The sequence below is a fragment of the Streptomyces sp. NPDC024698 genome (assembly GCF_055559015.1).
Genome location: NZ_JBVHLK010000011.1, coordinates 95291 through 109109, shown reverse-complemented (window position 1 = coordinate 109109; position 13819 = coordinate 95291). Strand labels below are relative to the sequence as shown.

General features: G+C 72.0%; 15 protein-coding genes. 6 read left to right on the top strand and 9 right to left on the bottom strand.

The features are described from left to right. The first annotated feature begins 112 nt into the window (after nucleotides 1–112). Both ACZ4AA_RS24150 and pssA read left to right on the top strand, forming a co-directional pair. Nucleotides 113–760 carry a phosphatidylserine decarboxylase gene (locus ACZ4AA_RS24150; protein WP_328552592.1) on the top strand — a complete coding sequence of 216 codons (648 nt, stop codon included), beginning with the start codon at nucleotides 113–115 and terminating at the stop codon, nucleotides 758–760. Between the two features lie 22 nt (nucleotides 761–782). Next, a complete protein-coding gene (gene pssA, locus ACZ4AA_RS24145; RefSeq protein ID WP_339135874.1) occupies nucleotides 783–1601 on the top strand; it encodes a CDP-diacylglycerol--serine O-phosphatidyltransferase in 819 nt (272 codons plus the stop codon). Nucleotides 1602–1697: 96 nt separating this feature from the next. Here the strand turns inward: pssA and ACZ4AA_RS24140 are convergent, their stop codons facing one another. The 5 genes from ACZ4AA_RS24140 to ACZ4AA_RS24120 all read right to left on the bottom strand — a co-directional run bounded on the left by ACZ4AA_RS24140 (nucleotide 1698) and on the right by ACZ4AA_RS24120 (nucleotide 6809). After that, nucleotides 1698–2960, bottom strand: a complete 1263-nt coding sequence (locus ACZ4AA_RS24140) for an ABC transporter substrate-binding protein (protein WP_467606301.1) — start codon at nucleotides 2958–2960, stop codon at nucleotides 1698–1700. Further along, the gene (locus tag ACZ4AA_RS24135) at nucleotides 2957–4069 is read right to left on the bottom strand and encodes a branched-chain amino acid ABC transporter permease (protein WP_467606634.1); all 1113 of its coding nucleotides are present in this window, start codon (nucleotides 4067–4069) and stop codon (nucleotides 2957–2959) included. The genes ACZ4AA_RS24140 and ACZ4AA_RS24135 overlap by 4 nt, the downstream gene beginning before the upstream one ends. A gap of 61 nt (nucleotides 4070–4130) precedes the next feature. Beyond that, nucleotides 4131–5021, bottom strand: coding sequence for a branched-chain amino acid ABC transporter permease (locus ACZ4AA_RS24130; protein ID WP_467606295.1), 891 nt, complete (start codon nucleotides 5019–5021; stop codon nucleotides 4131–4133). Beyond that, a complete protein-coding gene (locus tag ACZ4AA_RS24125; protein ID WP_467606630.1) occupies nucleotides 5018–5803 on the bottom strand; it encodes an ABC transporter ATP-binding protein in 786 nt (261 codons plus the stop codon). The genes ACZ4AA_RS24130 and ACZ4AA_RS24125 overlap by 4 nt, the downstream gene beginning before the upstream one ends. Before the next feature lie 199 nt (nucleotides 5804–6002). Next, nucleotides 6003–6809 carry an ABC transporter ATP-binding protein gene (locus ACZ4AA_RS24120; RefSeq protein WP_467606291.1) on the bottom strand — a complete coding sequence of 269 codons (807 nt, stop codon included), beginning with the start codon at nucleotides 6807–6809 and terminating at the stop codon, nucleotides 6003–6005. A gap of 180 nt (nucleotides 6810–6989) precedes the next feature. Between ACZ4AA_RS24120 and ACZ4AA_RS24115 the strand changes: the two genes are divergently transcribed. Next, nucleotides 6990–8219 (top strand): PucR family transcriptional regulator, encoded by a 1230-nt coding sequence (locus ACZ4AA_RS24115; RefSeq protein WP_467606288.1) that lies wholly within the window; start codon nucleotides 6990–6992, stop codon nucleotides 8217–8219. 33 nt (nucleotides 8220–8252) lie between these two features. Here ACZ4AA_RS24115 and ACZ4AA_RS24110 read toward each other — a convergent pair whose 3' ends face one another. Then, on the bottom strand, nucleotides 8253–9371 hold the full coding sequence (locus tag ACZ4AA_RS24110; RefSeq protein ID WP_467606628.1) for a glycerate kinase: 1119 nt from the start codon (nucleotides 9369–9371) through the stop codon (nucleotides 8253–8255). A 167-nt stretch (nucleotides 9372–9538) separates the two neighbouring features. Between ACZ4AA_RS24110 and ACZ4AA_RS24105 the strand changes: the two genes are divergently transcribed. Together ACZ4AA_RS24105 and ACZ4AA_RS24100 are read left to right on the top strand one after the other, a co-directional pair. Next, the gene (locus ACZ4AA_RS24105) at nucleotides 9539–10603 is read left to right on the top strand and encodes an ADP-ribosylglycohydrolase family protein (RefSeq protein ID WP_467606284.1); all 1065 of its coding nucleotides are present in this window, start codon (nucleotides 9539–9541) and stop codon (nucleotides 10601–10603) included. Between the two features lie 204 nt (nucleotides 10604–10807). After that, complete coding sequence (locus ACZ4AA_RS24100; protein WP_467606282.1) at nucleotides 10808–11299, top strand: NUDIX domain-containing protein; 492 nt, start codon at nucleotides 10808–10810, stop codon at nucleotides 11297–11299. A gap of 140 nt (nucleotides 11300–11439) precedes the next feature. Here the strand turns inward: ACZ4AA_RS24100 and ACZ4AA_RS24095 are convergent, their stop codons facing one another. Then, a complete protein-coding gene (locus tag ACZ4AA_RS24095; RefSeq protein ID WP_467606279.1) occupies nucleotides 11440–11715 on the bottom strand; it encodes an SHOCT domain-containing protein in 276 nt (91 codons plus the stop codon). A gap of 252 nt (nucleotides 11716–11967) precedes the next feature. Here ACZ4AA_RS24095 and ACZ4AA_RS24090 point away from each other — a divergent pair, with 252 nt between their 5' ends. Further along, nucleotides 11968–12399 (top strand): DUF7144 family membrane protein, encoded by a 432-nt coding sequence (locus tag ACZ4AA_RS24090; RefSeq protein WP_467606275.1) that lies wholly within the window; start codon nucleotides 11968–11970, stop codon nucleotides 12397–12399. Between the two features lie 81 nt (nucleotides 12400–12480). Here ACZ4AA_RS24090 and ACZ4AA_RS24085 read toward each other — a convergent pair whose 3' ends face one another. Next, nucleotides 12481–12900, bottom strand: a complete 420-nt coding sequence (locus ACZ4AA_RS24085; protein ID WP_467606625.1) for a DUF6325 family protein — start codon at nucleotides 12898–12900, stop codon at nucleotides 12481–12483. A 184-nt stretch (nucleotides 12901–13084) separates the two neighbouring features. Beyond that, a complete protein-coding gene (locus tag ACZ4AA_RS24080) occupies nucleotides 13085–13729 on the bottom strand; it encodes a GAP family protein (protein WP_467606271.1) in 645 nt (214 codons plus the stop codon). Nucleotides 13730–13819: the final 90 nt, after the last annotated feature.

The window sequence follows — 13819 nt, the reverse complement described above, 5'->3', positions numbered from 1 at the left end:
AGCCGTCGACTCCGCATCTTGGCTTGCCCAGTTGCGGTCTGCGACCGGTACGATCGCGTGAAAGCCGCCGTCCCCCGTTCGAGCGCGGCATCATCCGCTACGAAGGTCATCCATGCCCCACAGCCAAACCTCTGCACCTCGCGGCCGGGTCCGCCTCGCGCGCGGAGCATCGCCGTGGCTTCTCCCGACCGTTGCCACCGCAGCACTCAGCCTGGCCCGTTCGCGCCGTTCCGGCGCGGCCAAGGCCGTGGCCGTACCCGTCACTGCGCTCGCAGCCGGGATGCTGTGGTTCTTCCGCGACCCCGAGCGTGAGATCACGCAGGGCCGGGTCATCTCGCCCGCCGACGGTGTGGTGCAGAGCATCATGCCGTGGAAGGACGGACGCACCCGCGTCGCGATCTTCATGAGCCCGCTCAACGTCCACGTCAACCGCGCGCCCCTCTCCGGCACGGTGACCTCGGTCGAGCACATCCCCGGTGGGTTCGTCCCGGCGTTCAACAAGGAGAGCGAGAACAACGAACGCGTCGTCTGGCACTTCGACACCGAGCTCGGTGACATCGAGATGATCCAGATCGCCGGCGCCGTCGCCCGTCGCATCGTGCCGTACATCCCCCAGGGGACGAAGGTCGAGCAGGGTGACCGGATCGGTCTGATCCGCTTCGGCTCGCGCGTGGACATCTACCTCCCCGAGGGTGTCGAGGTCGACGTGGAGGTCGGTCAGAAGACCGTGGCTGGGGTGACTCGAATTGACCGTGATTGATCCCGAGACACAGGCCGGCTGGGTGCCGGAGGCCGATGAGCTGGACGACGAGGAGGAGATGCCTCTCTCGCTCCGCCTCTCGATAGCGGACACGCTCACACTCGGCAACGCCACGTGCGGCTTCATGGCGGTGTACTTCACCACCACCGGCATCCTGATCCCGCATCTCACGGGCAGCGACGAGTCGGGCATGGCCCGTCACTCCGCCGCCACGGCCGTGATCCTGATGCTCTGCGCCGCGATCTTCGACCTGTTCGACGGTCTGGTGGCCCGCAAGCTGCGCTCCTCCCCCATGGGCGCCGAGCTGGACAACCTGTCCGACCTGATCAGCTTCGGTCTCGCGCCGGCCTACTTCGTGCTCGTGTACGGCATGGTCGCGGACGACGCGTACCAGAAGGTGGCGGCGGTCGGAGCGATCGTGGTGCTGCTCGCCGTGGTCCTCAGGCTCGCGAGATTCTCCTGCGTCACGGTGAAGGACGGCACGTTCCAGGGCATGCCGAGCCCGTTCGGCGCGCTCACGGTCGTCTCGATCATCCTGCTGGAGCTGCCCTTCGTCGCCACGCTCATGGCGATCATGGGCACCGCCTGGCTGATGGTGAGCCGGGTCGAGTACCCCAAGCCGCGGGGCCGCCTCGCGGTCGCGATGCTCTCCTGGATCGTGCTCTCGATGGGGCTCCTGGCCGCGTGGGCGTTCGACGCCCCGGGCGGCCAGCTGCTCCTCCAGACCGGCTGCGCGCTTCAGCTGGTGATGGGCGCGGTGATCCCGCTGTTCGCCACGGCCCGCCGGGTGAACAACTTCCGGGGCAACCGCCGCGAGGCGCGAGCCGCGCAGCTCCCGTAACACCCCGCAGTACGTCGAAGGGCCCCGAACCGCACGGTTCGGGGCCCTTGCGTCTGTCCGGGGCGCGGAGGATCGGGCACCGGGCGCGCGCCGGGGTCAGGCGCCGGGTGTGTACCCCTGTGCGACGGACGAGGTCTCCGCCTCACGGACGACCTTCATCCCGCCGACCGCGTTCTTGTCCGGCTGGAGGATCACGCTCTCCTTCGACGACGCGGACTTCGGGTCCGTGAAGTTCTGGGAGACGCCGAATCCGGGGTCGAACGCGTCGATGGTCAGCAGGGCCTTGTCGACGCCCTCACGGGTGAGGTCCTTGGCCGCGCAGGCCTTCTTCAGCGCCTCGCCGAACGCCGACGCGGCCGTCCAGCCGGCGACCACGCCGTTGTCCAGGGCGTCCTTCGGATAGGCGGCCCGGTAGTCGGCGACCAGCCGCTTCGCCTTCGGGGTGTCCGCGCCGATCGGGAGCGAGGGATTGGCCACGTAGAAGTTCGCCTCCAGGGCCGGGGCCGCCGCGGTGGCCAGGAGCTGCGGGGCGAACGCCGAGTTGTTGCCGATCACCGGCACATCGAACTTCAGGGCCGCCGCGACCCCGACGAGCGAGGCCGCCTGCCGCGGGCCCGCGCTGATCACGACGGCCTTCACCCCTGCCTTCTTCAGCGCGACGACCTGACCGGTCATGTCGTTGTCGGTCGGCTTGATCTTCTGCTCGACGACCTTGAGCCCCGCCTGCTTCGCCATGTACCGGGAGCCGGTCAGGGCGTTCTCCCCGTAGTCGCCCTCGAAGTAGACATGGCCGATGCTGTCGCCCTTCCTCAGCCCCTTCTCCTTCATCAGGAAGTCGATCGCGTTGATCGTCTCGATGTCGTACGTGGAGCCGATGGGCCGGATGTACGGGCTGCCCAGCAGGGTCGCCGACCAGGCCTGCGGCAGGACCAGACCCTTGTCCTGGCCGTCGATGCGCTGCTTGACGGCCGCCACGAACGGCGAGCCGATGAACTGGGTGAAGCCCAGCACCTTCGGCGCCAGCTCCGTGTAGCCGGAGACGGCCTTCTGCGGGTCGTAGCCGTGGTCGCGGACCGTCAGCGCCAGTTTGTAGCCGCAGACGCCGCCGGCGGCGTTGGTCTGCTTCACATAGAGCTGCTGGGCCTGGGTGACGCTCTTGCCGAGCGTCGCGTAGACACCGCTCATGTCGGTGAGCGCCCCTAGGCTGATGGTCTTCCCCGAGATCCCCTGGCCGGTCCTCACCCCGTCGGCGCCTGCCTTGTCGCCGTCGTCGTGCCGGGCCTTCGAGCTGCACCCGGCCAGCACGAGCAGGGCGGCCAGCGCTCCGGCGGCCAGCTTCGCGGTGTGTGTGGTTCTCATCGTTCCTCCCCTTCGGTGGCCCCGGGACGGGGCGTGACGCGGGACCCCGGACGGGGCGTGACGCGTGCCCCGGGACGGGGCGTGACGCGAAGCCGGGCGGCCACCCTGACCAGGCCGCCCGGAAGAAAGAGCACCACCGCCACGACGGCGGCGCCGTACAGGTACCGGGCCGCCTCGCCGGGCGCGATACCGCCCGTACCCGGATCGGAGACCAGCGGCAGGCTGTCGCTGTAGCGGGTCAGCAGCTGGGGCAGCAGCGAGACGAACACGGCCCCGGCCACCGCCCCGGCGACCGAGCCGAGCCCGCCGATGACGATCATGGCGAGGTAGTCGAGCGAGAGCGTGATCCCGAAGTAGTCGGGCACCGTGCGCTGGAAGACCAGGGCGAGCAGCACCCCCGCCAGGCCGGCGTACATCGAGGACAGGACGAAGACCCCGGCCCGGTAGCGGGCCACGGGCACGCCGATCACCCCGGCCGCGATCCGGTGGTCGCGGATCGCGTTCATGGCCCGGCCCGGCCGTCCGCGCAGCACCCCGCGGGCGAACAGGGCGCAGCCCAGGACCAGCAGCAGGCCCACGTACCAGAGCTTCTCGGCCGAACCGAAGGGCACGTCCGCGACGAGCAGCTCGCGGTCGTCGAAGGTGAGGCCGAAGAGGCTGAGCGGCGGAACGTCACGGCCGTTGAAGCCGCCCGTCAGAACCCGGGCGTTGAACAGGACGTGCTGGCCGATGAAGATCAGGGCGAGCGTGGCGATACCGAGGTAGGCACCGCGCAGCCGTCCGGCGATCGGGCTGAACAGGCCCCCGGCGATCCCGGAGACGGCCACGGCGAGCACGGCGGCGAGCCAGGCGGGCAGTCCGAGGCCGGTCAGCCCGCCGCCGCCGTCGGCGGCGAACACGCAGTAGCCGTAGGCGCCGACCGCGAGGAAGAAGGCGTGCCCCATGGAGAGCTGCCCGGTCGCACCGGTCAGGAGGTTCAGGCCGATCGCGCCGATCGCGGCGGCCATCGCGAACAGTCCGGCCTCCAGCCAGAAGCGGTCGACGTAGAAGGGCAGCGCGAGCAGCAGGACGGCACAGGCGGCCCCGGTGGCGGTCCGGGCGGCGGGCAGCCGGACCGGGCGCCGGCGGGCGGGGCGGGACGCGCTGCCGGGCCCGTCGTGGGTGAGGACCTCAGACACGGGCGAGCTCCTTCGTGCCGAACAGCCCGGCGGGCCGGATGAGCAGGATCGCGACCATCACCACGTAGGGCGCGAGATCGCCGAGGCCGCGTCCGAGGAAGGTGAGGTCGCTCTGGTAGCCGGTGGCCAGGGACTCGGTGACGCCGACGAGGAGTCCGCCGACCAGCGCGCCGGTCGTGGAGTCCAGGCCGCCGAGGATCGCCGCCGGGAACGCCTTGAGCGCGGCGAGCGAGGTGGCGCGCTCCAGTCCGGGGGTGGGGAAGACGGTCAGGAACAGGGCGGCGACGGCCGCGAGAGCGCCCGCCACCGCCCATGCCCCCAGCGACACCCGGCCGAGCCGGACGCCCATCAGGGCGGCGGTCTCCCGGCTCTCGGCTGCGGCGCGCATCGCCACGCCCCAGGAGGTGTACCGGAAGGCCAGCAGGAAGACCGTGATGAGCAGCGACGCCGTGACGAAGGCGGCGATCCGGGTGTGGGCGACGGAGACGGGTCCGACGGTGAGGACGGCGTCGCCCCAGGGGTCGCCCAGCGCCAGGACGTCGGTGCCGATCCGGCGGGTCAGTTCGGTGGTGAGCAGGATGTCCACGCCGATGGTGACGATCGCCAGGACGCTCTGGTCGGAGCCGCGGTAGCGGCGCATCACCAGGAACTCCACGGCGGCCCCGACCAGGGCGGCGCCCGCGACCCCGGCGAGCAGGGCGGGCCAGAAGCCGAGGTCGTCGTGGAGGGTCGCGGTGACATAGCCGCCCGCGAGCAGCAGGGAGGCGTGCGCGAAGTTGACGACCTCGGTGGCCCGGAAGATGACGACGAACCCGAGCGCGATGAGGGCGTAGACGGAGCCCAACGACAGTCCGTTGAGCAGGAGTTCGGCGAAGGTGCTCATGAGATGTCCTCCTCCGGGTCGCCGCGCTCGCCGAGATAGGCGCGTACCACCGCCGGATCGTTCTGTACGTCCGCCGGGGCGCCGTCGGCGATCCGGCGCCCGAAGTCGAGTACGGTCACCGCGTCCGCGAGCCGCATCACCACCCCCATGTCGTGTTCGACGAGCACGATCGAGATGCCGAGGCTGTCGCGGACCCCCGCGACGACCGCGGCGGTACGGCGCCGTTCGTCGGCGGTCATGCCGGCGACGGGTTCGTCCAGGAGCAGGACCCGGGGTTCCATGCACAGGGCACGGGCGAGCTCGGCGAGCTTCTGCTGTCCGTACGGGAGCGAACCGGCGGGCTTCCCCAGTTGTCGCTCCAGGCCCACGAACGCGGCGATCTCGCGCACACGTTCACGGTGGCGCCGGTCCTCGCGGGCCGCCGAGGGCAGCCGCAGCCCGGCGGCGAGGAATCCGGCGCGGGTCAGCCGGTGGCGGCCGAGCATCAGACAGTCCTCGACGGTGGCGTGCGGGGGCAGCGCGAGGTTCTGGAAGATGCGGGCCACCCCGAGCCCGGCGATCCTGTGGGGCGGCAGGCCGGTGAGCTCGTGCCCGCCGAGGCGGACGCTTCCGGCGGCGGGCCGGCACACACCGGACAGCACGTTGAAGCAGGTCGATTTCCCGGCGCCGTTGGGGCCGATGAGGGCGTGCACGGTGCCCGGCCGCACGGTGAAGCTCACCGCGTCGAGCGCGGTCAGCCCGGCGAAGCGGACGGTGACGTCGCGGATGTCGAGCGCCGGGATGCCGTCGGGCCCGCTCTCCTGAACGGCCTTACGGCCCACGGCGGTTGCCCGATCCGCGGCACGGGCCCCCGCGGTCGCCGGGTCGGCCCGGTCCGCCAGGTCGGCCGGGACCGCCGGGTCTGCCGGGTCTGCCGGGACCACCGATTCTGCCGGGACCACCGGGCGGGCCGCGGTGAAGTCGCCTTCTTCCACGGCGGGTTCACCCCTTCCAGCGGGACAGGGACAAGAGCCCGTGGGAGGTGGCCTCGCCGTCGGCCGCGGCCTCCTCGTCGACCACGCCGAGATAGCGGCGGCGCACCTCGTCGGAGGCGGCGAGTTCGGCCGCCGGGCCCGACAGGGTGACCTCGCCGACCTCCAGGACATAGGCGGTCGAGGCGAGCCGCAGGGCGAGGGCGGCGTTCTGTTCCACGAGCAGGACGGAGGTGCCCTGCTCGTTGATCTCCCGCACGGTGTCGGCGATCCGGGCGGCCATCAACGGGGCCAGCCCGAGGGAGGGTTCGTCGAGCAGCAGCACCTTCGGGGCGCCCATGAGCGCCCGGCCGACGGCGAGCATCTGCTGCTCCCCGCCGGACAGCAGCCCGGCCCGCTGCTCGGCCCGGTCGGCGAGAACGGGGAACAGCTCGTGCACCCGCCGCAGGGCACGCGCCCGGCCGGAGCGCCCGCCGGTGCCGCCGAGCGCTCCGGCACGCAGATTGTCCGCGACCGTCATCCGGCTGAACACCCTTCGTCCTTCGGGGACTTGGGACACGCCGGCGGCCACCACCCGGTCCGGCGGCAGTCGGTCGAGCGGACGTCCGCCGAGGGTGACCGTGCCGCCGGTCACCGCTCCCCCGTGGAAGGAGAGGGTCCGGCACACCGCCCGCAGCAGCGTCGACTTGCCCGCGCCGTTGCCGCCGAGGACCGTGACCACCGTTCCCTCGGGCACCTCCAGCGACACATGGCGCAGCGCGCGTACGGGGCCGTATCCGACCGACAGTTCCCGCACCAGCAGAGCGGAACCGCCCATGGCATCTCCCTTGTCCTCGCTCGGTGTGGCGCTCACCTCAGCACCGGCGGACACCCCCGTCCACGGGCCGCGGCCGATACGCGGCGGGAGCCCACCGGTGGCACCCGCCCGTTGTGCACGCGCACAACACCGCGTGTCAGGGGCCTGTGCGACCCCGGGTCCCGGTGGCATCCTCCGGCCATGGGAGGGCGCAGACCGCGGACCGGTCATGACTGGAAGCTGCTCGCGGAGTCGTGTGCGGCTCTGCTGGAACGGCTGCCCGAGCTCGTCGACGAGCACGTCAGGCAGCTCACCGAGTACTCCCCCGTCTACGGACAGGTGCTGCCGTACGACCAGCAGTGGCGGGAGGCGGAGACCGCGATGCGCATCGGCATCAAGGCGATCTTCGCGCCGCGGGACTCACCGCGCCGCGATCTGGAGCACGCCGAGGAGGCGGGCCGCAGACGGGCCCAGCAGGGGCTGCCGCTCGAACTCCTCGTGCACGCCTACCGGGCCGCGGGCTATCTGGTGTGGGACGCGCTGATGGAGGGCGCGGCCGCCCGTGAGCCCGAGCGGCTCGGGGTGCTCATGCGGTGCGCCACGATGGTGTGGTCGGCCGTGGACGCGCAGGCCGCGACCGCCTCGGAGTCCTATCTCGCCACGGAACGGGAGCTGCGGCGGCGCACCGACGAGCAGTTGCAGGCGCTGCTCGACGCCCTGCTTGAGGGCCGGCAGGCACCGGGGCTCGCCGCTCGGGCGGCGGCCGGGCTCGATCTGCCCGAGCACGGACCGTACGCCGTCGTGGTGCTGCGGGCCGAGCGTCACGACGGACGGGACGTCCGCGTCCGGCCGGTGCTGGGCGCGGGGCTGCGGTTCATCTGGCGGATGCGGGCCGACTGCGAGATCGCGGTGGTGGCGCTGGACGCCGGGCAGGGTCTGGACGGGGTGGCCCGGCTGCTGGACGGACGCCGTTCGGGGCCGGGCGGCATCAGTCCGGTGGTGTCGGGGCTGGGCGAGCTGGGGCGGGCCCGGCGGTGGGCCGAGCTGGCACTGCGCACCTGTCCGCCGGACGCGACCGGTGTCGTACGCCTGGATCAGCGGATGCCCACGGCGCTGGTCGTGAGCCAGCCGGAGCTGGCGGGGCAGTTGGTGTCGGAGGTGTTCGGCGCGCTGCTCGAACTCGAACCCGGCGACCGGGCGGTGCTGATCGAGACGCTGGACATGTGGCTGGCCTGCGAGGGGTCCGCCGGGCGCGCGGCGGGACGTCTGTACTGCCACCGGAACACCGTCTTCAACCGCCTGCGCCGGCTGGAACAGCTGACCTCACGCCAACTGGCCCGCCCCCGCGACCTGATCGAGATGACCCTGGCCCTGGACGCCTACCGGCTGGCGGGCACCCCGGCGGGCACGGGGGCGGGTCCGGCACGGTGAACCCCGGTGCCCCCGTGACCCGTACCGGGCGGTTCAGATCAGGAAGTCCCGCCCGATGTTCTCCGCCACCCGTTCCAGGATCGGGCCGGCGTCGGCGATGCAGGTCGCGATGTCGGGCTCGGCCTCGGTGAGCGGATACGCCCGCCGGATACCGGCCCTGCCCAGCGCCTCGGGCGGGAGCGCGAGACGGCCGCAGACCGCGACGACCTCCCTGCCCCTGGCCCGCGCGGCCGCCGCGACCCCGGCGGGCGCCTTGCCGTGCAGGGTCTGCTCGTCCAGCGAGCCCTCGCCGGTGATCACCAGCGTGGCCCGCTCCAGCGCCGCCGCGAAGCCGAGCACGTCGAGCATCACCTCGATCCCGGGCCGGAAGCGGGCACCGAGGACCAGAGCCCCGTAGCCGACCCCGCCCGCCGCACCGGCGCCGGGCGCGGCGGCGTACCCGCCGGCCCCCGGTCCGATCTCCTTCTCCAGGACACCGGCGAAATGGGCGAGGGCGGAGTCCAGCACCGCCACGTCGTCGGGACCCGCGCCCTTCTGCGGGCCGTAGACGGCGGGCGCGCCCCCGGGGCCGGTCAACGGGTTGTCCACATCGCTCGCGAGGACCAGGTCGACCCCGGCGAGCCGGTCGTCGAGGCCGGACAGGTCGGCCCTGGCCAGCTCGCCGAGACCGGCACCGCCGGGAGCCACCGGCTCGCCCGCCGCGTCGAGGAAGCACGCGCCGAGCGCGGAGAGCATGCCGGCTCCGCCGTCCGTCGTCGCGCTGCCGCCCACACCGAAGACGATGGTGTCGGCGCCGGTGTCCAGCGCGGCGCGCAGGAGTTCCCCGGTGCCGTACGTCGAGGACGACAGTGGCGCGAAGACGCCCCGGGGCAGTCGTTGCAGCCCGCTCGCCTCGGCCATCTCCACGACCGCGGTCCGCCCGCGCAGCGCGAACGCGGCGGTGATCTCGTGGCCCAGTGGTCCGGCGACGCGCACCTCGCGGCGCTCGAATCCGGCCGCGACCGCCGCGTCGACGGTGCCGTCGCCGCCGTCCGCCACGGGCAGCGACTCGATCTCGGCGTGCGGCGCGGCCCGGCGCAGTCCGGCCGTCACCCGCTCCGCGACCTGGACGGCCGTCAGCGATCCCTTGAACTTGTCCGCCGCGATGAGCACACGCGGGGTCCGATCCACAGCAGCGTCCGCCACCTTGCATTCCCCTTGCTTCCTGGCCTTGCACACGTCAAGGCAGTCGCGCCGCTGCGACCATAACCGGAGCGGACCCTCGCCGTCATGCCCCTGCCCGGCCTGCGGGACCGCCCGGAATTGGGTAGACCGGAGCCATGACCCCTGTGGGCACCGACATCGCCGACCGCGTCCTCGGGGGCTGGCTGGGCCGGATCGCGGGCAACATGCTCGGCAAGCCGGTCGAGCAGGGCGACCACTGGACGCGGGACCGGATCGACCGCTATCTGCGGCAGGCCGGGGCCCTGCCCCTGACCGACTATCTCCCCGGGCCCGCCGACGACCACGCGGGCGAGTTCGAGCTGCGGCCCGAGTGGCGCAGCTGTGTGCGCGGCCGGATCCACGGCAGCTGCCGTGACGACGACGTGGACTACGCGATCCTCGGCCTCGACCTGCTGGAGACGCACGGCTTCACGTTCAGCACGGAGCAGGTCGGTGACCTGTGGCTGGCGCGACTTCCGTATCTCCAGACGTTCACGGCGGAGCGCGCCGCCTACCGCAATCTCGCCCAGGGTCTGAAACCGCCGGTGACGGCGACGTACGAGAATCCGTACCAGGAGTGGATCGGCGCGCTGATCCGGGCCGACGTCTACGGCTGGACGTCCCCGGGGCTGCCCATGCGGGCGGCCTCGCTGGCCCGCCGTGACGCCGTCCTGTCCCACACCGGCAACGGTGTCTACGGCGCGATGTGGGCGGCGGCGCTGATCTCCGCGGCCTTCACCGCCCCCTCCGTCCGGGACGCGCTGGACTCGGCGCTCGGCGTGATCCCCGCGAGCAGCCGTCTGTCCCGCGCCGTGCGGCGGGTGATCGCGCTGCACGAGACCCGGATGACCTGGGAGGACACGCTCGCCACCGTGTCCGAGGAGACCGCGGGGATGGGCTGGATCCACACGGTCCCGAACGCGGCGGTGCTGACCGCGGGGCTGCTGTACGGCGACGGCGACTTCACCCGCACCATCACGCTGACGGTCCGCGGTGGTCTCGACACCGACTCGAACGGCGCTACCGCGGGCTCCGTCGCGGGCGTGCTGTGCGGGGCGGAGGCGATTCCCCCGCAGTGGAAGGACCCGCTGGAGGACACCGTCCGCAGCGCCGTGTTCGGCTTCGACGGGGTACGGATCAGCGAGCTCGCGTCCCGCACGGTCGCCCTGCTCGAAGCCTGAGCCGGGAGACGGCACCGGAGCGGGTGGGAGAACCCGAGCAGGGGGCGGGGGCGCCGCCCGAGCGGAGGGCGGGGCGCTGCCCGATCCGGGGGGCGGGGCAGCGCCCGAGCCGGGGCAGGGGCAGCGCCGAGTCGGTGGTGACGTCCGAGTCGGCGGCGGCGCCGGAGACCGGGAACCCGCCGGTCCTCTCGTTACGCTTCCCCCGTGACCACTTCGGACTTCGCCACGTACATCGCCGGCCTGCCCCGTGTCCTCGTCGGGGCCGCCGCGCTCTTCCGTGACGCCGACGGGCGGGTCCTGCTCGTCGAACCGAACTACCGCGACGGCTGGACGCTTCCGGGCGGAACGGTGGAGTCGGACGACGGCGAGAGCCCCCGGCAGGGCGCGCGCCGTGAGACGGCCGAGGAGATCGGCCTCGACGTGGAGCTCGGACGGCTGCTGGCCGTCGACTGGGTCCTCGGTCCTGAGCGCCCGCCGCTGGTGGCCTACCTCTACGACGGCGGGGTGCTCGGCGAGCGGGAGCTCGGCGCGATCCGGCTCCAGCAGGAGGAGCTGCTGTCCTGGCGGCTGGTGCCGCGCGAGGAGGTGGCCGCCCACCTCCTGGGCGCCTCGGGCCGCCGTGTCCTCACCGCGCTCGACGTCCTCGCGGAGGGCTCGGGCACCGCGGAACTGGAGAACGGCCACCGGGTGGGCTGACCGGCGAGGCCGCCGGGGCGTGCCGAGCCCCCGGCACGCCCCGGCGGCCGGGGGCTCGGCCCCCGGCCGCCGGGCCGGTGTTCACCATGTGTGTCCCCGTCGAGGTTCTGTCAGGTTTCCTCGACGGGGGTCCTGTGCGATCAGCCGAGAATCCGGGCCTTCTGCGCCTCGAACTCGGCCTCGGTGAGGACGCCCTGGGTCTTGAGGTCCCCCAGTTGCTTCAGCTGATCCATCTTGCTGCTCATGTCGTCGGCCGGCGCGGCGGGCTGGGGCGGGGGCGGCTGCTCCTGGTACTGCTGCTGTGCTTCCTGCTGAGCCCATCGACCTTGCTGGCGACGTGACACGCGGTTCGAGACGGCGGTGGCCGTACCGGCCACCACGGCGGTGCGGGCGACCCCGCGGAGGAGACCTGGCACGGTGTTTCCTTTCCGGCACGAGACAAACGGAACGAGCCCGAAAGGGATTCCTTCCCCTCTGCGCGCCGAATTCATCTCGGCGCACCGGGCAGGACCATTGGAACACCGAACGGAATCCCCCGCACCCCGATCCCGCTCCCGTCGGACGGGCTTTGCGACGATCTGCCGGTCCCTCATTCCCATGGCAAGCTGAAATGTGGGCCACCGACCGTCGCCCGGTCAGTGGCGAGACCTACGCAGGAGGAGCTCGCAATGGCTACGACGGGTATGCACCACCAACAGGAATCCGCCGGCAGTTCGGGGGCGTGGGTGTCCGGCTGGACCGCCTTCGCCGGAGTCATGATGATCTTCGGAGGTGCGATGGCGATATTCCAGGGCATCGCCGCCATCGCCAAGGACGACGTCTTCGTCACCACCCGCAACTACGTCTACACCTTCAACCTCACGAGCTGGGGCTGGATCCACCTCACCCTCGGCGTCCTGATCGTCTTCGCCGGCATAGCCGTGTTCCGCGGCATGCTGTGGGCCCGGATCGTCGGCATCACCCTGGCGGGGCTGGCCATGGTCGCCAACTTCATGTGGCTGCCGTACTCCCCGGTGTGGGCCAGCGTGCTGATCGCCGTGGACGCGTTCGTCATCTGGGCGCTGTGCGTCGGATCCGGCCGGGACGCCCGTACCGCGTAGCCGACCGCACTCCCCCGGAACAACCGGGAACGGGCAGCGGCCCCGCACCACGTGCGGGGCCGCTGCCCGTTCGTGCGACGGCTATCCGGCGTCCGTGTCCTCGAGCGCCGCCAGCACGGCGGGCACCGGGATGCGTCCGGAGGCGACCATCTGGGCTCCTCCACGCCGCAGCGCGGCGGCGAAGGGCGCCGCCCACACGTTCTCGTAGACCAGGATTCCGGCGGCGTTGCCGGGCTCCAGCGCCTTCCCGGCCTCCGCGATGTCGTCCTCGCCGAGGAGACCGGAGGACACGCCCTCGAACACGGCGAGGTCGAGGGCACCGTCTCCGTCGAAGTCGGCGATCTCCATGCCGGCCACGGACCCGTCCTCGTCCTTCCTCACGAACAGAAGGTCGAGAATCCGAATGAGGCCCCGGTCCACCAGATCGACCAGGATCGGAAGTCCCTCACCGGTCATTCGGTTACCGGGAAACTCCACGACGATATAGTCGATCGGTCCCATCTCGACAAATTCATCTTCGCTCACGGCTTCACCCCTGCGTGGTCATGGTTTTGCCCTGCCCCAGGTCCCTGCCATTGCAGCACCGGACGGAAGCGGCCGCATTTCGGTACGACGGCTCCCCGCAGCCTCCGCCGAACGCCGAGCGGGCCCTGGCCGAGGGAGCCGTTCGGGCCTTTCGGGTGGTTCACGCGGTCAGCTGGTAGATGCTCTTGCCCACCAGCCACAGCCCCAGGAAGAGGACCAGCGACACCAGCGCCTGCTCCTGGTGCCCCTCCAGCCAGGTACGCAGCTTGGCGAGCCGAACCTGCGCCGACCGCCGCGCGAACGTCGCGTAGAGCTCCATCGTCAGCAGGCTGGAACTGGCCAGCAGGACGTAGCCCATCAGTGCCGCGTACGACGCGGCCTGCGCGAGGTCGGCATCCACGACGGTCGCGGCTCCGGCCGCCACCATCCCCCACGGCTGGAGCAGCAGCGCCAGTCCCGCGGCGGACCAGGGGGAGATCCGCTCGATCCGCGCCATGAAGCCGGCCGACTTCTGCCGCTTTCCGATGTTGCGTCGCGTCCGCTCCGCGTAGCAGATCATTCCGAGGCCGATGGCCAGTTTGGCGGCCAGGGAGGCCGTGGACGGCGCGGACTTCGGGGCTGGTGGCTGGCCGCCCGTCATCAGCAGCACCGCGGCGATGATGCCCACGAAAGTGGCCAGCCAGGTCAGGATGAAGACGAGGCCCTTCCAGATTCCGTTGCGCGCCGACAGGACCAGCACGAATCCTGTGACGGGCAGCGGGTCCAGGGCGATCACCAGACCGATGAGGACCAGGTCAAGGACCATCGCCGCCTCCGCGTGGTCTCGCGCGGCTCGGCGCCGCCGTATCGCGCATGCCCTCATCGTCACCTCCCCGGAACACCTCCACAAATCCGG